Origin of the sequence: Glaciecola sp. SC05, from assembly GCF_041380235.1 — a bacterium.
In the GTDB taxonomy this organism is placed as follows: Bacteria; Pseudomonadota; Gammaproteobacteria; order Enterobacterales; family Alteromonadaceae; genus Glaciecola.
In genome coordinates this window covers 10,903-28,828 of the sequence record NZ_JBGIYY010000029.1, presented here as the reverse complement: position 1 = coordinate 28,828, position 17,926 = coordinate 10,903, and the positions used below count along the sequence as shown (strand labels likewise).

Sequence of the window (17,926 nt, the reverse complement as noted above, 5' to 3'; positions counted from 1 at the left end):
TCGTCTATTGAAACCGTAGTTCTCATACATCACCTCACTCATTATGATGCTAAAACGTATCACTTTTGATGAGTGCTGTATAGTATAGCGTTTGATTTATAACGATCGCAAAGCCCTCTTCGTTAACGAATGATAGAAGATATGCGCGTACGAAAGCTCAATCCTAAAACCCAAATCGGCTACATTCGAGCCGTAAAAAGGCTAGCAGAATACCTAAAACGCTCACCTTAAGATGCCACGCCCGATGAGTTACACGTGTATCACGCTACAAGCATCGCGTTGCCATTGCTAACAGTCGATTGCAAGGTATGGATAAGCAGCACGTTAGCTTCACATACAAAGACTACCGACACAAAGGCAACAACATGCATAAAATGATGACACTCGATACCCACGAGTTCATCCGGCGTTTTATGTTGCATGTGTTGCCCAATGCCTTCCATCGTATTCGCCATTATGGCCTGCTTGCTAGCCCAACTAAACTCAAACACGCAAGGCGCTTGCTGAATATGGCCGAGCCTAAGACTGATGTTGAGCCAAGTGAAAAGAGTGATGAGCCAGCGCCGTTCGAATGCAGGAAGTGTCACTCGCCGCTACACATAATGGCGATAAGAGAGCCTGTTTATTTACCGCGAGCAACGCCTATGAAGACAGCTAAAGAGTAGCGCAAAGCGAATCAATACAATCGTCACTTGCGAGTGATGACGGGCAAGTATTGCCTAAGCAACGCAAAACCACCCGAAATCAAAGAATAAATAGAAATAGCAGGGAGCAATGAAACTAAAAAGATGAAAAAACACTTACCACGAATTATATGGGTGACTTTGAAGTAATAAAGCTAGATGAACACCTCTCCAAATATTTGTCCCAATTAACTAGCCGCAGCAATCTCCTCGACCTTGCGCCATACTCTTAATACATTCTCATTCAATATTTTCTTGATGTCTGCTTCGCTGTATCCACGCTCTAGTAAACCCGCCACTAAATTTGGATAGGTCGACACGTCTTTTAAGCCCTCTGGGAGAGAATCGCCCACGCCATCATAGTCTGAGCCTATGCCAATGTAGTCGATACCGACTAAGTCTCTAACGTAGTCGATATGATCAAGTACCATGTTTAAATCGGCAAAAGGATAGGGGTTTTGTTTAGCGTATTTGGTATTGAAGTCTTCAACTTCGGTGCTATCTTCACCAAAGGTATCAATCAGCGCTTGGCGCTGTTCACCAAGCTTGTCTCGCCATGTTCGGGCCATTGGGTTAACAAAGCCAGAGCCAAAGTTAATCATGATCACGCCTTCATTCTTGGCTAAGGCTTTGATCATGTCGTCGCTCATGTTGCGCTCAAACCCTGGGGTAAAGGTGCGCAGTGAAGAATGCGAGGCAATAACCGGCGCTTTGCTTATCTCAACACTTTGGTAAAAGGCGGCATCAGACACGTGTGAGATATCAATCATGATCCCCAGTCTGTTCATTTCGAGCACAAGATCTTTGCCAAAAGGACTTAAGCCTTTCCATTGACGACGTAAATCGTACGATGAATCACTAATATGGTTTGACTGTGAGTGGGCAAGGGTAATGTAGCGAATACCGCGCTCATAAAATACTTTTAAGGTATCCATACTGCCTTGAATCGGTGAGCCATTTTCCATACCCATAGGCAGTGAAATTAAACCCTTTGCAAAATTTTCTTCTACGTCGGCCACGCTGTAGGCCAGTGCAAATTTGTTGGGCGCTCTGCCCACTATGGCTTCAACTGAGTCTATAAGGTCGTGCGCCAGCGCTGTTGACGCCGGAGAGTTATCTAAGCTTGCGGGAATATAAATTGACATAAACGGCGCATCTAATCCGCCGACCACGGCTCTTGGGTAATCGAAGTCACCGCTTGCTGTAGCTACTGTCACATCTTCCCAGCCTTTTTCTACCCGATACGGCACATCGATATGACCATCTACAATAATGTTTTCTTGTGCAATGCGCTTGGCGGCGTCTTGCCTACTTTCTTGTTCAACCACTGCTTGAGTACTGTTACACGCTGTTAATATAGCAATTGATAAGGCCGCAAGCGTCAGTTTGGTGGCGTTTGAAAAGCGATTGTTTTTCATGAAAACTCCATTGTTGATTGATATTGGTAAGCTGTAATTCTAAGATTTTGCGCTTATTGGGGTCATAAGTAACTGTTATCACTCACTATACCCAATTGATGAGGTTTTGTCTCACGATCATAAGAATAAATAACCAGCAAAAGTGATCAGCATTACGCAAAGTTATTCGTAGCTTAACGGGTGACTTTAGTGCGGCTTTGTTTCATAATACGCGGGTTTTTTTTAAGCTGGTGCATAAGCAAACAGTGCCAGTAACACAACATATCGTTAGATGAACTGACGAATAAAAATATGAAGAGATGTTTAAATGGCTATAAATTATGTACCGCTTGATAAAGACAAGCACAGTGACTTAAAAGTGAATGCAGCAGTGAATTTTGCATACGCTTCGAACACGCACCTTGCAGCTGCAACTATCAGAGAATTTGCACAGCTTTCTGGCTCTATGCCGCTTGTATTTATTGAAGATCCAAACACTAAAAACGTGCATACCGTAGCTATGCTTGGTTTAGAGCAAGGCTCTAACTTATTCTTTGCTGAAGACAAATGGCAAGGGCCACACGTACCACTGAACATTCAGCGCTATCCATTTGATATTCGTCCTGACGGCGATAAGCTTGGTGTTTTTATCGATGAGAACAGTGATCAGCTAGTTGCAGAAGGCGAAGCCTTATTCACTGAAGCTGGTGAACCAACTGAGTATCTTAAAAATCGCCAGCAGTTTTTAGCGGAGTTGGCAAACAGCGAAGTGCAAAACCAGCGTTTTATTAAGCTGTTGCAAGAGCATAACTTACTCGAAGAAATTCAAGTCCGTATTAATTACCGTTCAAAGCAGTCTCGCAACGTAACCGGTATTTTGTCTATTAACGAAAAGCGTTTGCTAGATTTAGACGACGACAAAATACTAGCCTTACATAAATCAGGCTATTTGGGCGCTGCGTACGCGATGATGTTGTCATTAGGACAATTAAATCGTTTGGTCGAGCTTTCTAATAAAACAGACAACCCTATCCAAAATTTACAGATTTCTCCGGTAAATCAAGAGTCGGCAGAAGCACCCACTCCTGCCTAACAATCTGTTTTAACAGTAAAAGCTGCTCAGGTCTTCCTAGAGCAGCTTTTTTTTGTCTATTTAAACTGCTGTATGGGCGTACAGGCCTTGTTTTTATTGGTTTTCGAAAAGGTGCATTTAATTGGTTTATTAGCTTGACAGGTGGGGGTAATCGTACATAAACTGTCAAAAAGTGGGTAAAAGTGGCGTAAAAGGGTTTTTATCAGGTGTAACCAGCTAATAAAAAAAACAATAAGCTACTAACAAGAAATAAAGGCTAGGGGATATGTTCCGCGGCGCTAACGCAATCAATCTTGACAGTAAAGGACGATTAACGATACCAACGAAGTATCGAGAGTCTTTGATGGATGATTGCCAGGGACAACTGGTCTGCACCATTGATATTTCTCAAAAGTGTTTGCTACTTTACCCACTTCCCGAATGGGAAGAAATCGAATTAAAACTCCGCAAACTTTCATCTACTAACCCTCACGAACGTCGCTTGTTGCGTCTTTTGCTTGGTAATGCCAGCGAAGGCGAAATGGATAAGAGTGGTCGCATATTGCTTGCATCAACGCTTCGCCAACATGCCGGTCTCGAAAAACAAATCATGTTAGTAGGTCAACTCAATAAGTTCGAAATTTGGAGTGACCATGCATGGAACCAACAAATTTCTGAAGATATCGCTGCTGAGCAAGAAGGTGAGTTTGAACTTACCGAGCGTCTTCAGGAATTTTCTCTATGAATGTAGCCGCATCTGCACATACTTCTGTATTGCTAAACGAAAGCATCGATGGTCTTAATATTAAGCCAAACGGTATTTATATCGACGCTACCTTTGGCCGTGGTGGCCACAGTCGCGCGATACTCAATCGTTTAGGCCCAAAGGGTCGACTCATTGCCTTTGATCGCGACATTTCAGCTATAGAGGCGTCTAAGAGCTTTACTGACGACAAGCGTTTTAGCATTCATCATATCCCTTTTGCACAAATCAGTGATTTGGTTGAACAAATTGATCTTAAGTATGAGATTGACGGCGTGTTAATGGACATTGGCGTGTCATCTCCGCAGCTTGACGAAGCCCATCGAGGCTTTAGCTTTCAAAAAGATGGTCCTTTAGATATGCGCATGGACACCAGTAGCGGTCAGAGCGCCGCAGATTGGTTAAATAGCGCTTCATTAGAAGACATCACATTCGTATTAAAACGCTTTGGTGAAGAAAAGTTTGGTAAACGTATAGCACACGCCGTGCTTGAGTACCGGGTTGACAAGCCTTTAACAACGACCGCGGAGTTTGCAAAACTGATAGACGAAGCCGTGCCGGTTAAAGACAAGCATAAGCACCCCGCTACCAGAAGCTTTCAGGGCGTAAGAATTTTCATAAACGGCGAGTTAGATCAATTGGAAGAGGGTTTAGCCGGTGCGACTGATGTGCTAAAAGCAGGCGGGCGATTAGCTGTGATCAGTTTTCACTCGCTAGAGGACCGCATGGTAAAGCGGTTTATTAAAACCCAGAGCCAAGGCACGGTATACCCCAGTAAATTCCCAGTGAAGCAAAGTGAACTCGATGTTGGCAAAAGACTCAAAGCTATTGGCAGAGCGATAATGCCCAGCGCACAGGAAATTGCTGTTAATAAGCGATGTAGGAGTTCGGTGTTGAGGGTGGCAGAGAAGCTATGATAAAACCCAGCGCAAACTTCAATCTGATTATGATAATTGCGACCGATTTAGGTCGTCATTTGTTTCTAATACTCTTGTATTTAGCAGTGATAGCAAGCGCGTTAGCGGTTGTAGTGAGCACTCACAACAATCGTCAATTAATTATCGCTCAAGAGCAATTGGTTCAAGAAAAAGACGCCTTAGATATCGAATGGCGACACTTGATCATTGAGCAAACTGCACTCACTGAGCACAACCGCATCGAGCGCTTAGTGCAAGAAAAACTCAATATGCGCCGCCCGACCCAAGACGACGAGAGATTGGTAAGGGTGAGACCACAATGACCGTTTCAGCTATTATTCAAAAACCAAGACGCCGACCTAAAACGCCGAAAAATAATAAGCAGGCCAATAAGAAAGTGGCGCCTGGCTTTGTGCAATGGCGCTTTTGGGTTGTGCTGTGTTGTGTTGTATTGGTGTTTGCCTGCTTGGCATTTAGAGCGGCATATATTCAAGTGATTCAGCCCGACAGACTCATCGAACAAGGCGATAACCGCACGGTTCGCGTGCGCGATAACGCCAGCTATCGCGGGTTAATTACCGATAGACACGGTCAGCAGTTGGCAGTCTCGGTGCCGGCTCAGGCAATTTATGCAGACCCAAAAATCATCGTCGAAAATGGCGCGCTCAGCGACCGACGTCGTTGGTTAGCGCTAGCTGAAGTGCTGGAAACCGACGCAGATACTTTGATAAACCGCGTGGATAACCCCGCTCAGCGCTTTGTATATTTACAGCGCCAAGTTACACCAGCCATGGCGACCTTTGTTAAAAAGCTAAACATTCCGGGTATTTATCTGCGCGAAGAGTCCAAGCGTTACTATCCTGCTGGTGAAGTGTCGTCGCATATTATTGGTTTTACCGATGTTGATGATAAAGGGCTTGAGGGCATTGAACGTTTATATAACGATTGGCTAACCGGCACGCCCGACAAGCGCAAAATCCGTCAAAATGCGCAAGGCAATCAAATTGAGATCATTGAAGAAGAAGCCGGCAAAAAAGCCAACGACCTTATATTGACCATTGACCAGCGCATTCAAGCATTGGCATTTAGAGAAATTAAAAAAGCCACGCAGTTATTTCAAGCGACTTCGGCGTCGGTAGTTGTGGTCGATGTGCATTCTGGCGAAATCCTCGCATTGGCGAATACACCATCATATAACCCTAATAATCGCTCGACGGTAAAAAGCTTTAGAGTAAGAAATCGTGCGGTAACCGATGCTTTTGAACCTGGCTCGGCCTTAAAGCCCCTTGCAGTGTTGGCAGCCCTTGAATTTGGGTCCGTCCAAAAAGACAGCATAATTGATACTTCGCCAGGTTGGGCGCGCTTGGGCGGCAGCCGTATTCAAGACCCACGAAATTTTGGTGAGATCTCATTAACCGAAATCATCCAACGTTCATCAAATATGGGCACCTCAAAACTGGCGCTTTCAGTTAAAAAAGAATTTTTGATGGACACCTATTACAACATGGGGCTTATGGAAGATACCGGCAGTAACATGGTCGGTGAGTCTAGCGGTCTGTTTCATGAACGTTCGCGCTGGTCAAATTTTGAATTGTCTACCCTGTCGTTTGGTTACGGTATTTCTGTTACTGCAGCCCAGCTTGCTCGGATGTATGCCACTATTGGTAATGGCGGCGTGAAAATGCCTTTAAGCATTATCAAAGGCATGGAGAACCTTCAACAACCTGAGCGCGTGTTAAGCCAAGAAAATGCGTATGCGGTGCTTGAAATGATGGAAACCGTGACTCAAAAAGGCGGTTCGGGTATTAAAGCCGCCGTGCCAGGCTATCGGGTTGCAGGTAAAACCGGCACCAGTCGAAAAGCGGTAGCCGGCGGCTATGGTGAAGAATACGTAAATATTTTTGCCGGTGTGGCACCGGTTTCAAATCCGCAAATTGCGGTGGTGGTGCTAATTAACGAACCCGGTGGTGATAAGTATTATGCCGGTGATACTGCTGCGCCAACATTTTCTGCGATTGTGTCGGCAACGCTGCACATGTTAAACATTCCGCCTGATGCGGTAACTGCAATGGATGCTGAGTTAGCTTTGGAGAAACAACTTCATGCTGCTCGATAACATCCAATTTAACTGCACGCAGCTAAGCAATGGGCTCAAGGCTCTAAGCCTTGAGCACGCCGCATTAACAGCCCAGGCATTAACGGTTTCTGATATTACTTTGGACAGTCGTAATGTGACCATTGAACATGCATTTATTGCCATGAGAGGTGCCCTTGCAGACGGCCATGCCTATATCGATGATGCAATTTCTAGAGGTTGTAAGTTAGTACTGTGTGAATCAATACCGAGCGAAAACACCTTAGAACATGCGAAAGCGCAAGACTGTTCGATACTCAGCGTAACGCAGCTTAAACAGCGCTTACCGACTCTGCTATCTCAATTGTTTACTAGCCAGCACAAGACCAACATTACGGCTGTTACCGGCACAAATGGTAAAACCTCAGTAGCCTCACTGTACGCACAATTAGCTTTGTCGAGCCAAGAGCAAAGCGCCTGTTTAGGTACTCTTGGTTTAAATGTTTACACATTAGAAAACCACCAAGTGACGATGCACAACATGCCGGTTGGCGTTAACACCACTCCTGATATTGTGTCTCATTACAAGGTCTTAGCTTTGCTTCAAGCTAAAGGTATTAATAATTATTGTTTAGAAGCGTCTTCCCACGGTATTGAGCAGCAGCGTTTAGCCGGCTTGCCCATTAGCACCGCAATCTTCACAAATTTGACACAAGACCATTTAGATTATCATGGCACCTTAGCCGCTTACGCAAGTGCAAAAAGAGGCCTACTAAAGGTTAGCAGTTTAAAACAAGTCGTATTAAACGCAGACGATCCAGAATCACAGCAATGGCGCGACGATTGCGCCGCTAATGTCAGTATCGCATGGTATGGAAAGCGCTCTGAAAATATACCTGCAAACGCGGAGCATTTTTGCTTAGCCAGCAATTTGCGTTACACCCATGAAGGCATTTCCTTTTTGCTTACATCTAGCTGGGGGAATGCAGACCTTCACTCGCCGCTTTTTGGTGATTTTAATGTATCGAATTTATTAGCGGCGCTGAGTGCAAGGTTGCTGCAAGGTGAGTCGTTTAAAGCCTTAACTGAGCAAATTAAATGCGTAAAAGGCGTACTTGGCCGCATGGAGCTTTTTGTTAACGATAGTCCACATGCCAATATGATCGTTGACTATGCGCACACCCCTGACGCCCTTCAGCAGGCATTAGTCGCGGCAAGACGACATACTTCTGGCAAGCTTTACTGTGTTTTTGGCTGCGGTGGCGATCGCGATAAAACTAAGCGCCCACTGATGGGCAAGGCTGCAAGCGACTGTAGTGATGTGGTAGTGCTCACCCAAGATAATACCCGAAATGAGTCGGCCCTTGAGATAGTGAACGATATCAAAGCGGGTATCCATGGCACAGGTGATGTGCATGTTGAGTTAGACCGTAAATCAGCAGTTCGCTGGGCATGGAAAAACAGTCATAAAGGTGACCTTATTTTAGTGGCGGGAAAGGGCCACGAAGATTACCTCGAAATAAATAATCAACGCATACCCTACAATGAGCGCGCATTTGTGCAGCAACTCAGTACGGAGGCAGTAGCATGATTGAAGTTAGTTTAGATTGGATTGCCAACGCGGTCGAGGGGCAAATAAGCACCCAAAGCGTAAAAGACATGCTAGTGAATGCGGTCAGTACCGACACTCGCTCTTTACAAAGAGGTGATTTGTTTATTGCCTTGGTTGGCGATAATTTCAACGGGCATGATTACATCAGTAAAGCGATAGAGCGCGGCGCCAGCGCAGTAGTGGTGAGTCAAGTGGTTGATTGCCCACTCCCGCTTATTCGAGTGAGCGATACTACCAAAGCTCTTGGCATGTTAGCAGCTGCGGTGCGCGCGGTAGTCAATCCTAAAACTATCGGTATTACCGGCAGCAGCGGCAAAACTACGGTCAAAGAAATGGTGGCTTCGATTTTAGCGCAAAAAGGCAAAGTGCTGGCAACCAAAGGCAATTTTAATAATGAAATAGGTGTACCGCTCACGCTGTTAGAGCTCAAGCCTGAACATGAATTTGCGGTCATTGAGATGGGCGCGAATCATCAGGGTGAAATTGATTATACCACCATGTTAGTCAAGCCAGATGCCGCCACAATCGTAAACGCAGCGCCTGCTCATCTGCAGGGCTTCGGCAGTTTGTTTGGTGTGGCTCGGGCAAAAAGCGAAATTTTCAAAGGCCTCAGCCATGTTGGTGTGGCGGTATTAAATACCGACAGTCAGTTCTATGAATTTTGGCAGGGCAAGTCTAGCGGACACAAAGCGGTAACGTTTTCTCCAGATAGTGAAGCTGGCGATTTTCACGCGACTGATATGTTTAGTAATAGCGAAGGCTGTGGAGAATTTGAATTAGTATCCCCAGTGGGCAAAGTGGCCATCCGCCTAAGAGTGCCCGGTGCACATAATATTGGCAATGCTGTGTTAGCCGCGGCCTTGTCGATGCAGGTTGGCGCATCGCTTGCCGACGTCCAAAAAGGCTTGTTTGAAATGCGTGCGGTCTCGGGCCGATTAAATGTAAAAAGCGTCACTTCACAAATTCGCGTTATTGATGACTCTTACAATGCCAATGTGGCCTCAGTAAAAGCCGCGATTGACCTATTGGTAAGCTATGTCGGCCCAAAAATACTTGTATTTGGCGACATGGGTGAGCTCGGCGATCAAACCCAAATGTATCATCAGCAAATTGGCGAGTATGCCCAAGAAAAGGGGGTCGACGCACTGCTGAGTATCGGCCAGTTTAGCCATCATGCCAGCCAAGTATTAGCCCAGACGGGTAAACATTGCGAAGATATCTCTCATATTATGCGCCAGTTGAGTTTGCTAATAAATGCGTCTATATCCGCCAATAAAACACCAATTAACATTCTGGTTAAGGGCTCACGCAGCGCCAAAATGGAACGCGTGGTGCAAGCCATTCAATTGCAGTACCAAGAACAGAAAATGCAGGAGTCAGACCCATGTTAATTTGGTTAGCCGAGTGGCTCACGCAGTTTGAAAGCGCGTTCAATGTATTTTCGTATTTAACCTTGCGCGCCATATTAAGCACGCTAACGGCCCTGCTAATTGCGATTTTGATTGGCCCGGCCATGATCCGCTGGCTGCAGCGCATGCAAATTGGTCAAACCGTCAGAAACGATGGACCACAGAGCCACCTCTCAAAGTCGGGTACTCCAACGATGGGCGGCGTGCTGATTTTGGCCGCTATTTTGATCAGTTGCTTGCTGTGGGCCGATTTGTCTAATCGCTATGTATTAGTGACCTTATTTGTCGTGGCCACCTACGGTATTCTTGGTTTTGTGGATGACTATCGAAAGGTAGTCAGAAAAGACCCTAAAGGTTTGATTGCGCGCTGGAAATATTTTTGGCAATCGGTTATTGCTATTGCGGTAGCCTTTTACTTATACAGCGCGGCGACTCTTCCTCAGGAGACCTCACTTATTGTCCCCTTTTTCAAAGATGTACTGCCTCAGCTGGGCGTGTTTTATATTGTGATTGCCTATTTTGCTATTGTTGGTACCAGCAACGCGGTCAACTTAACCGATGGTTTAGACGGCTTAGCCATTGTGCCGGTTATTTTAGTGGCAGGGGCCTTTGCCGTATTTGCTTGGGTAACAGGCAATGCGAATTTTTCTGATTACTTAAACATTCCGTTTATTCCCCTTACCGGCGAGCTAGTCATTGTGTGCACCGCAATTGTAGGGGCGGGCCTCGGCTTCTTATGGTTTAACACCTATCCTGCACAAGTTTTTATGGGCGATGTTGGCTCCTTATCATTGGGAGCAACACTGGGCGTAATGGCGGTGCTGGTTCGTCAAGAAATCGTGTTGATCATTATGGGCGGCATTTTTGTGGCAGAAACCTTGTCGGTAATTTTACAGGTGGGTAGTTTCAAACTGCGCGGTAAACGCATTTTTAGAATGGCGCCCATTCATCATCATTACGAGCTGAAAGGCTGGCCAGAGCCGCGCGTCATTGTGCGGTTTTGGATCATCTCATTAATTTTGGTTTTAATCGGGCTTGCTACCCTAAAATTACGGTAAACACATGCGGCATAGTAACGAAGGCACTCATCAAGCTACGCCCTATCGCAACAAGCACATTGCGATAATTGGCATGGGCGTGACTGGGCGTTCGTGTACCAAGTTTCTATTAGAAAATGGCGCAAAACTTAGCGTGTTTGATAAGAAGGTTTTCGAAAAGTCAGCTCTATGCGCACAAATGCAAGTTTCTGAAAGTAGCTTGTTTGAGCTTTGCTTGTTGGACGAGCAAACCGATTTGACGGGCTTTGATTATGTGGTGCTGAGCCCCGGTATTGACCCTCGGCATCCTGCGCTTGCATCGGTTCGCCATAGTCCAAATACGATCAGCGATTTAGATATATTTGCGCAGTTTAATCAAGTCCCTTGCATCGGTGTTACCGGCTCTAATGGCAAAAGCACCGTGGTTGATATGCTGCAGCGCACCCTCACCGCAAGCGGCAAAACCGCGTTATTAGGCGGTAATTTTGGTACTTGTGCACTCGACTTATTGGGGCGACCCGCCGACTTTATCGTGCTAGAGCTGTCGAGCTTTCAATTAGATATAAGCCGTCGTCTGCCACTTGCGGTGGCCTGTATTTTGAACATTACCGAAGACCACATTGATCGCCATGACTCTTTTGCAGGCTATGCTGCTGCAAAGCAAAAAATATTCGAGCGAGCCACGGCTGTTGTAGTCAATCGAGATGATCCACATACTTATCTTGCGAGCACTAGCGATTATGATGCAAGTGTTTCGCAAGCTCAGCCAAAGGGTAAACTAAGCAGCCATAACTTTTGGCAAGATGCGCAAGGGCTGAAGTGCCAAGAGCAACTGCTGATACCTTGGGCAAATATTCATCTGCCGCTACCGCATGTGATGCTAAATATGCAATTTGTGTTGGCGATTCATCGCTGTTTAAATCTGCCTATTGAACATGCAATAACGGAACTCCAAAGCTATACCGGATTAGCGCATCGTTTTGAGTTTGTTGCCCAAGCCGGTAACGTCCGTTTTATCAATGATTCAAAAGCCACTAATCCTGGCGCTTGTATTGCTGCACTCGAAAGTGCACATCACTTAAAATTGCGTACGATCTTAATTGCCGGTGGTGATGCTAAAGGCGCAGACTTATCTTGTTTAAGCGCACCGCTAAAACGCTATGTGGAGTGGTGTATTGTTTTTGGTAAAGATGCACAGCGGTTTTTGAACATGGGTGAGCACATTGTATTGGTCGAAAACTTGCAGCAGGCAGTAAGTTTAGCCAAACAAAAAGCAGCCTTAAAAGATGAGCCCAGCCTAGTACTGCTCTCACCTGCATGTGCCAGCCTAGATATGTTTAAAAACTACCAAGACCGGGGTGAGCAATTTAAGCAAGCCGTATTCGGGGAGGCCGCATGAGCGAAACCAGCCAGCGCCTAGCCGACCTGTTTGCCGCAAAGCACGACAATCAAACGCCTCGTGCCTATAACCTAGGGTTAGTATTAATCGCCATTGCCTTATTTTCTATTGGTTTTGTGATAGTGACTTCTGCCTCTATGCCAATTGCTGAGCGCTTATACGACAACCCCTTTCACTTTGCGATTCGCCACGCTATTTACATTGGCATCGCGGTGCTTTGCTCAATGCTTGTGTTTAATATTCCCATGCAGTTTTGGCGAGCTGCAAATCCATATTTATTATTGTTGGCAATCGCTTTGTTAGTAGCGGTATTGATTATTGGCAGAACCGTCAACGGCAGTACTCGATGGATAGTCATTGGTCCAATAACGGTGCAGGCGGCAGAGCCTGCCAAGCTGTTCTTCTTTTGCTATTTAGCGGGGTACTTGGTGCGCCGATACGAACAAGTTACCGAAAATGTTAAAGGCTTCCTTAAGCCTTTGGCCGTGTTTTTTGTGCTCGCTACGCTGCTACTATTTCAACCAGATTTAGGTACCGTGATTGTAATGTTGGCAACGACTATGGCGCTGCTGTTTTTGGCGGGCGCTAAGCTTTGGCAGTTTTTCGCGCTGGCTTTTGCCGGTTTGTCTGCGGTGGTCACACTAATTGTTTTATCAGAATACCGAATGAAGCGGATTACCGCATTCATGGACCCATGGGCTGACCCTTTTGGCTCTGGCTATCAACTTACGCAGTCGCTAATGGCCTATGGTCGGGGTTCATGGTTTGGGCAAGGTCTTGGCAATAGCGTTCAAAAGCTCGAGTTTTTACCTGAAGCCCATACCGATTTTATTGTTGCCATACTCGCTGAAGAGTTAGGTTTTGTTGGCGTGATGTGCGTGCTGACTCTAATTTTATTGATGGTGATTATTGCCCTTCAGATAGGCAGCAAAGCCCTTGCCAATGATCGGCCGTTTGACGGTTTTGTGGCCTACAGTATTGGCATTTGGTTTAGTTTTCAAACCGCCGTAAATATTGGTGCAAGCTCAGGAGTGTTGCCAACAAAAGGGTTAACTTTGCCCTTGGTTAGCTTTGGCGGCTCGTCTCTGATCATCATGAGTATTGCGGTGGCGCTGCTGGTGCGTATTGACTTTGAAATGCGGGTTGACGGTGTGCAGGCAATTTCTCGAAATAAACGTACTCCAAAACCGCCAAAACGAACAAATACGAAAACTACAATAGGCGATAACGATACAATGGAGGCAGCCAATGCCTAGCATTGTAATTATGGCCGGAGGCACCGGCGGTCATGTATTTCCGGGATTGGCGGTGGCCACGGAATTAAAACATCGCGATTGGCAGGTGCAGTGGTTTGGCACCGCCGATAAGATGGAGGCTCAAGTGGTGCCCAAGCATGGGTTTGTGATTCATTTTTTGAACATAGCAGGGCTCAGAGGCAAGGGACTTGTGGTTAAGCTAATCACGCCATTTACACTGCTAAAAGCTGTTTTTGCTGCCCGCAAACTGCTTAAAAATATTCAACCAGACGTGGTATTGGGAATGGGCGGTTACGCCAGTGGTCCAGGCGGCATTGCGGCATACACCCTCGGCATCCCTATCGTTTTGCACGAGCAAAATGCAGTATTTGGTTTAACCAATAGATATTTGGCTAAAATAGCAGCTTTGGTGCTAAGTGGTTTTGATACTTCAGTTAATCCTAAATTGAGCAAAGCACCGTCTACCGCCGTTTTTGTTGGTAATCCAATTCGCAGTGGCTTTGCAGACATTGCCCCTTTAAAGCATCAGCCAGACAGAAACTTAAGAGTCCTGATTGTGGGCGGTAGTTTAGGGGCCTTGGCTCTGAATGAAATGGTGCCCCCTGTACTGGTTGATTTGCAAAAAAATCATGTGGTCGACGTTTGGCATCAAACGGGTAAAGATAAATCAGAGCCGGTTAAAAAGGCTTATCAAACGCTGAATCAGCATGATTGTGAACTTACCATCACAGAATTTATTGATGATGTTGAACAAGCCTATGCATGGGCCGATGTGGTTATTTGCCGAGCGGGTGCGCTCACCGTTGCTGAAGTAGCAGCGGCAGGGCGGGTGGCTATATTTGTGCCATTACCCATTGCTGTAGATGATCATCAAACTTTAAACGCAGAAAATTTAGCAAAACGCGACGCCGCCATTATTTTGCAACAATCAGTGCTTGCCAAAGAGCTGCCCTTGGTGCTGGCAAAAGTATTTGCTGATCCAAGCTATCGACAAGATATAGCCAATAAGGCCAGATTACTGAGTCAAACTCATGCCACGGTGCAGGTCGCAGATTATTGCGAGTCACTTATAGGTAAACACACGATAAACAACACGGAGGTGGAAGATGAGCTTAAGTAATACTTCCATTGAAGCGGCGCAACATAAAATGCGCTCAGTTGATCATATTCACTTTGTGGGGATCGGCGGCGCCGGTATGGGCGGTATCGCTGAAGTCATGATTAACTTAGGATACAAAGTGAGCGGCTCCGATATGAGTCCAAGCGACATGACCGCACGTTTAAAGAGTTTGGGCGCCACCGTATTTTTTGGGCACCAAGCAAGCAATGCTTTTGAGGCCGATTTGCTGGTGGTATCGAGCGCGATTAAGCGTGACAACCCAGAGTTGCTTCAAGCAAGCGAGAATCGTATACCGGTGATTGGTCGCGCACAGATGTTGGCGGAGCTAATGCGTTTTCGATATGGCATTGCGATTGCCGGTACACATGGTAAAACCACTACGACTAGCCTGCTGGCAACAATTTATTCACAGGCTAAACTCGACCCAACTTACGTCATCGGTGGCTTACTCAATAGCGCTGGTACTAATGCCAAATTAGGCGCTAGTAAATATTTGATCGCTGAGGCCGACGAATCGGATGCGTCATTTTTGCATCTGCAGCCCACCGTGTCGGTTGTCACCAATATTGAAGCTGATCATCTAGAAGCCTACGAAGGCGACTTCGACAGAATGCAGCAGGCCTATGTAGAGTTTCTGCATAATTTGCCTTTTTATGGTTTGGCCGTGCTATGCGGCGACGATCCGATTATTACCCAGCTATTGCCAAAAATTGAGCGTAAGTGCGTCACTTACGGTCAAAATCGCAACAATGACTTTGTTATTTCTAATATCACGTATGGCATAAATCGCAGCGAATTTGTGGTGTCTCGTCCAAATCACGATGATCTAGCAGTGGCCTTAAACTTGACCGGTGTGCATAACGTGTTAAACGCCACGGCTGCAATTGCAGTGGCAACCGATGAAGGTATTGCAGATGCCGACATATTAACTGCATTAGCGGCATTTGGCGGCATCGGTCGACGTTTTCAGCATCTTGGTGATTTCAATATTGCAGCAAACACGAATCAAACATCGACAATTACACTGATGGACGACTATGGCCACCATCCAACCGAAGTGGCGATGACCATTGCAGCGGCCAGAAGTAACTGGCCAAACAGACGCTTAGTAATGGTTTATCAGCCGCATCGATATACCCGAACGCGGGATTTATATGAAGAGTTTGTAAGTGTGCTGTCAGACGTAGATTGTTTGCTATTACTTGATATCTACGCAGCCAGTGAGAGCCCGATTGACGGCATCGACAGCAAGTCATTGTGTGGATCGATTCGTCGTCGCGGCAAGTTAGATCCCGTTTATATAGGCAGTCCATCCCAGCTATTTAAAGTATTGCCCGATATTTTGCAGGCAGACGATGTACTGTTTATGCAGGGGGCTGGCAATATAGGCAACCTAGCACAAGAGCTTGAGAATATGCAGTGTGATGCACAAAAAATGGCGATGCGCGCTTTGGAGGATTTATGAATTTATCGCTTTCCAATGTAGAGGCTTACGGCAAAGTTGCTGTGCTATTAGGCGGTGACTCAGCAGAGCGCGAAGTCAGCTTGGCATCTGGTCATGCAGTATTGACTGCGCTGTTACAAGCAGGTGTTGATGCACACCCATTCGACCCATCATCACGCTCAATTTATGAACTGGTGTCTGAAAAATTTGATCGTGCCTTTATCATTCTGCACGGCAGAGGTGGTGAAGACGGTGTTTTGCAAGGTGCATTAGAGCAGCTCAAAATTCCCTATACGGGCTCGGGCGTATTGGGCTCAGCGCTCGCCATGGATAAAATATATTCAAAACTGGTTTGGTCGGCCAGAGACCTTCCCACTGCAGATTACCGAGTGTTAGATAAACAAACATACCAGAGTGCTGAGTGTGAACAGATATTAAAAGATTTGGGCGGCGTGGTTATGGTAAAGCCTTCCAATGAAGGTTCAAGCTTGGGTATGGCGAGGGCTGAAAATAGCCCCCAGCTTGCACGCGCTGTACAAAATGCCTTTGAGTATGACGATAATGTCTTAGTAGAAACGTATATCGATGGGCCTGAATATACCGTTGCGATACTCGATGGACAGGCTCTCCCGTCAATTCGAATGACGTCTCCAAATGTGTTTTATGACTACGATGCCAAATATAAAACTGATACGACCCAATATTTTTGTCCCTCAGGTTTACCGCTTGCCGAAGAGCAACAGTTGGGACAGCTTGCTCTTACTGCATTTGAGGCACTATCCGGCAGTGGCTGGGGACGCATTGATGTAATGCGCCACCAAAACGGCACATTTTATTTATTAGAATCTAATACGGTGCCTGGCATGACCACAAAGTCTCTGGTACCAAAAGCGGCAAAGCAAGCAGGTTTGAGTTTTGAAGAGTTGGTATTGACCATTTTAGAGGAGAGTCTTAAGCCGCATGGTAAATGAGCTTGCCACCACCGAACATGATATCGAACAAGACAAGGTACCATTACCTATTGGCTTGACGGTGTTTTTTGTGGTTATCGCGCTGCTCATTTTCGGAGGCGTGAAGAGCTATCAGTGGCTGCAGGATGAGCAACGGCTGCCGGTTCAAAATATTGTGCTGAGCGGTAACATTAAGATGTTGAATGCTGAAGGCCTTGAATTAAAGATCCGTAAACAGCATGCTGGCAGCTTTTTTGCAATTGATGTCAATGATGTACATCAACTGGTAGAAAATGAAGCATGGATATATTCTGCGTCTATTCGAAAACGTTGGCCAAGCAGCTTGTACATTCATGTGATTGAAGAACAAGCGGTTGCAAGATGGAATGATGATTTACTACTTAATAAGTATGGCGATAGTTTTGATGGTGAACTGGAAAATGACGCTCTACCACTGTTGTTCGGACCGGGTGGCAGCGAGAAAACAGCATTGACCGGTTATCAGCATATGAGAGCGTTATTACGCGCTAGCGGACAGCGAATTGATCAGCTAGTACTTAGCGAAAGGTTCGCTTGGACTTTACTGTTAAAAAACGGCGTGACATTAAATTTAGGTAGGCAGGAATATATTAAACGATTACAACGGTTTATAGATGTTTATCCGCTGCTAAAAGAAGAAAAAAAAGCGATAAATTATATCGATTTGCGTTATGATACAGGCTTGGCTGTTGGATGGGCAGATGCGTTCCCAATAAGCCGAGCTGAAACCGATAACAATACAAACAATTAAGGT

General features: G+C 45.9%; 16 protein-coding genes. 15 read left to right on the top strand and 1 reads right to left on the bottom strand.

The genetic code is table 11. From position 1 onward, the window contains the following. Positions 1–308 precede the first annotated feature (308 nt). Entirely contained in the window at positions 309–665 is a 357-nt protein-coding gene (locus tag AB9H30_RS18925) for a transposase (protein ID WP_371196363.1), read from the top strand. A 206-nt stretch (positions 666–871) separates the two neighbouring features. On the opposite strand, the gene AB9H30_RS18920 is transcribed toward AB9H30_RS18925, so the two are convergent. Further along, positions 872–2,101 (bottom strand): dipeptidase, encoded by a 1,230-nt coding sequence (locus AB9H30_RS18920; protein WP_371196362.1) that lies wholly within the window; start codon positions 2,099–2,101, stop codon positions 872–874. Positions 2,102–2,408: 307 nt separating this feature from the next. Between AB9H30_RS18920 and AB9H30_RS18915 the strand changes: the two genes are divergently transcribed. From AB9H30_RS18915 to AB9H30_RS18850, 14 genes are all read left to right on the top strand, one after another. Then, positions 2,409–3,173, top strand: a complete 765-nt coding sequence (locus AB9H30_RS18915) for a SapC family protein (protein WP_371196361.1) — start codon at positions 2,409–2,411, stop codon at positions 3,171–3,173. Positions 3,174–3,438: 265 nt separating this feature from the next. Continuing rightward, the gene (gene mraZ / locus AB9H30_RS18910; protein WP_371196360.1) at positions 3,439–3,897 is read left to right on the top strand and encodes a division/cell wall cluster transcriptional repressor MraZ; all 459 of its coding nucleotides are present in this window, start codon (positions 3,439–3,441) and stop codon (positions 3,895–3,897) included. Next, positions 3,894–4,832, top strand: coding sequence for a 16S rRNA (cytosine(1402)-N(4))-methyltransferase RsmH (gene rsmH / locus AB9H30_RS18905; RefSeq protein ID WP_371196359.1), 939 nt, complete (start codon positions 3,894–3,896; stop codon positions 4,830–4,832). The genes mraZ and rsmH overlap by 4 nt, the downstream gene beginning before the upstream one ends. Beyond that, positions 4,829–5,155, top strand: a complete 327-nt coding sequence (gene ftsL, locus AB9H30_RS18900) for a cell division protein FtsL (protein ID WP_371196358.1) — start codon at positions 4,829–4,831, stop codon at positions 5,153–5,155. Before rsmH ends, ftsL begins: the two co-directional genes overlap by 4 nt. Next, on the top strand, positions 5,152–6,948 hold the full coding sequence (locus AB9H30_RS18895; protein WP_371196357.1) for a penicillin-binding transpeptidase domain-containing protein: 1,797 nt from the start codon (positions 5,152–5,154) through the stop codon (positions 6,946–6,948). Before ftsL ends, AB9H30_RS18895 begins: the two co-directional genes overlap by 4 nt. After that, positions 6,935–8,497, top strand: a complete 1,563-nt coding sequence (locus tag AB9H30_RS18890; RefSeq protein WP_371196356.1) for a UDP-N-acetylmuramoyl-L-alanyl-D-glutamate--2,6-diaminopimelate ligase — start codon at positions 6,935–6,937, stop codon at positions 8,495–8,497. Before AB9H30_RS18895 ends, AB9H30_RS18890 begins: the two co-directional genes overlap by 14 nt. Then, positions 8,494–9,909: a UDP-N-acetylmuramoyl-tripeptide--D-alanyl-D-alanine ligase gene (gene murF, locus AB9H30_RS18885; protein WP_371196355.1), complete on the top strand. Its 1,416-nt coding sequence runs from the start codon at positions 8,494–8,496 to the stop codon at positions 9,907–9,909. Before AB9H30_RS18890 ends, murF begins: the two co-directional genes overlap by 4 nt. Continuing rightward, a complete protein-coding gene (gene mraY, locus AB9H30_RS18880) occupies positions 9,903–10,985 on the top strand; it encodes a phospho-N-acetylmuramoyl-pentapeptide-transferase (protein ID WP_371196354.1) in 1,083 nt (360 codons plus the stop codon). Before murF ends, mraY begins: the two co-directional genes overlap by 7 nt. A 4-nt stretch (positions 10,986–10,989) precedes the next feature. After that, entirely contained in the window at positions 10,990–12,363 is a 1,374-nt protein-coding gene (gene murD, locus AB9H30_RS18875; RefSeq protein ID WP_371196353.1) for a UDP-N-acetylmuramoyl-L-alanine--D-glutamate ligase, read from the top strand. Next, the gene (gene ftsW / locus AB9H30_RS18870; protein WP_371196352.1) at positions 12,360–13,619 is read left to right on the top strand and encodes a cell division protein FtsW; all 1,260 of its coding nucleotides are present in this window, start codon (positions 12,360–12,362) and stop codon (positions 13,617–13,619) included. Before murD ends, ftsW begins: the two co-directional genes overlap by 4 nt. Continuing rightward, positions 13,612–14,739, top strand: coding sequence for an undecaprenyldiphospho-muramoylpentapeptide beta-N-acetylglucosaminyltransferase (gene murG / locus AB9H30_RS18865; RefSeq protein ID WP_371196351.1), 1,128 nt, complete (start codon positions 13,612–13,614; stop codon positions 14,737–14,739). Before ftsW ends, murG begins: the two co-directional genes overlap by 8 nt. Continuing rightward, positions 14,726–16,204, top strand: coding sequence for a UDP-N-acetylmuramate--L-alanine ligase (gene murC, locus AB9H30_RS18860; protein ID WP_371196350.1), 1,479 nt, complete (start codon positions 14,726–14,728; stop codon positions 16,202–16,204). Before murG ends, murC begins: the two co-directional genes overlap by 14 nt. Beyond that, positions 16,201–17,154, top strand: coding sequence for a D-alanine--D-alanine ligase (locus AB9H30_RS18855; RefSeq protein WP_371196349.1), 954 nt, complete (start codon positions 16,201–16,203; stop codon positions 17,152–17,154). Before murC ends, AB9H30_RS18855 begins: the two co-directional genes overlap by 4 nt. Continuing rightward, positions 17,144–17,923, top strand: a complete 780-nt coding sequence (locus AB9H30_RS18850) for a cell division protein FtsQ/DivIB (RefSeq protein ID WP_371196348.1) — start codon at positions 17,144–17,146, stop codon at positions 17,921–17,923. Before AB9H30_RS18855 ends, AB9H30_RS18850 begins: the two co-directional genes overlap by 11 nt. Positions 17,924–17,926: the final 3 nt, after the last annotated feature.

Excerpts from the sequence above, each read along its gene's own strand:
- AB9H30_RS18920 (WP_371196362.1), bottom strand. The coding sequence starts at position 2,101 with ATGAAAAACAATCGCTTTTCAAACGCCACCAAACTGACGCTTGCGGCC.
- murG (WP_371196351.1), top strand. The coding sequence starts at position 13,612 with ATGCCTAGCATTGTAATTATGGCCGGAGGCACCGGCGGTCATGTATTT.
- AB9H30_RS18855 (WP_371196349.1), top strand. The coding sequence starts at position 16,201 with ATGAATTTATCGCTTTCCAATGTAGAGGCTTACGGCAAAGTTGCTGTG.
- AB9H30_RS18890 (WP_371196356.1), top strand. The coding sequence starts at position 6,935 with ATGCTGCTCGATAACATCCAATTTAACTGCACGCAGCTAAGCAATGGG.
- rsmH (WP_371196359.1), top strand. The coding sequence starts at position 3,894 with ATGAATGTAGCCGCATCTGCACATACTTCTGTATTGCTAAACGAAAGC.
- ftsW (WP_371196352.1), top strand. The coding sequence starts at position 12,360 with ATGAGCGAAACCAGCCAGCGCCTAGCCGACCTGTTTGCCGCAAAGCAC.
- murF (WP_371196355.1), top strand. The coding sequence starts at position 8,494 with ATGATTGAAGTTAGTTTAGATTGGATTGCCAACGCGGTCGAGGGGCAA.
- AB9H30_RS18850 (WP_371196348.1), top strand. The coding sequence starts at position 17,144 with ATGGTAAATGAGCTTGCCACCACCGAACATGATATCGAACAAGACAAG.
- murC (WP_371196350.1), top strand. The coding sequence starts at position 14,726 with ATGAGCTTAAGTAATACTTCCATTGAAGCGGCGCAACATAAAATGCGC.
- AB9H30_RS18915 (WP_371196361.1), top strand. The coding sequence starts at position 2,409 with ATGGCTATAAATTATGTACCGCTTGATAAAGACAAGCACAGTGACTTA.
- AB9H30_RS18895 (WP_371196357.1), top strand. The coding sequence starts at position 5,152 with ATGACCGTTTCAGCTATTATTCAAAAACCAAGACGCCGACCTAAAACG.
- mraZ (WP_371196360.1), top strand. The coding sequence starts at position 3,439 with ATGTTCCGCGGCGCTAACGCAATCAATCTTGACAGTAAAGGACGATTA.
- mraY (WP_371196354.1), top strand. The coding sequence starts at position 9,903 with ATGTTAATTTGGTTAGCCGAGTGGCTCACGCAGTTTGAAAGCGCGTTC.
- murD (WP_371196353.1), top strand. The coding sequence starts at position 10,990 with ATGCGGCATAGTAACGAAGGCACTCATCAAGCTACGCCCTATCGCAAC.
- ftsL (WP_371196358.1), top strand. The coding sequence starts at position 4,829 with ATGATAAAACCCAGCGCAAACTTCAATCTGATTATGATAATTGCGACC.
- AB9H30_RS18925 (WP_371196363.1), top strand. The coding sequence starts at position 309 with ATGGATAAGCAGCACGTTAGCTTCACATACAAAGACTACCGACACAAA.